1 protein-coding gene is annotated in these 516 nt (G+C 64.9%); it reads left to right on the top strand.

The genetic code is table 11. From position 1 onward, the window contains the following. Positions 1–516, top strand: a 516-nt coding sequence (locus tag D1614_RS28955; protein ID WP_497006692.1) for a succinate--CoA ligase subunit alpha, incomplete at both ends; no start/stop codon positions are given.

The raw sequence follows: 516 nt of genomic DNA on the forward strand, positions 1-516 counted from the left end.
GCAAGAACGGCACCTTCCATTCGGAAGCTGCGATCGCCTACGGCACCAAGATGGTCGGCGGCACCTCGCCGGGTAAAGGCGGCTCGACCCATATCGGCCTGCCCGTGTTCGACACCGTAGCGGAAGCACGCGACAAGACCGGTGCCGATGCGTCGGTGATCTACGTCCCGCCGCCGGGCGCAGCCGACGCGATCTGCGAAGCCATCGACGCGGAGATCCCGCTGATCGTCTGCATCACCGAGGGCATTCCGGTGCTCGACATGGTCAAGGTGAAGCGCTCGCTGTCCGGCTCCAAGTCGCGCCTGATCGGGCCGAACTGCCCGGGCGTGATGACCGCGGGCGAATGCAAGATCGGCATCATGCCGGGTTCGATCTTCCGCAAGGGTTCGGTCGGTATCGTCTCGCGCTCCGGCACGCTGACCTATGAAGCCGTGTATCAGACGTCCGCTGAAGGCCTCGGTCAGACCACGGCTGTCGGCATCGGCGGCGATCCGGTAAAGGGCACCGACTTCATCT

Source organism: Maribellus luteus, assembly GCF_003576475.1.
Taxonomy (GTDB): Bacteria; Bacteroidota; Bacteroidia; order Bacteroidales; family Prolixibacteraceae; genus Draconibacterium; species Draconibacterium luteum.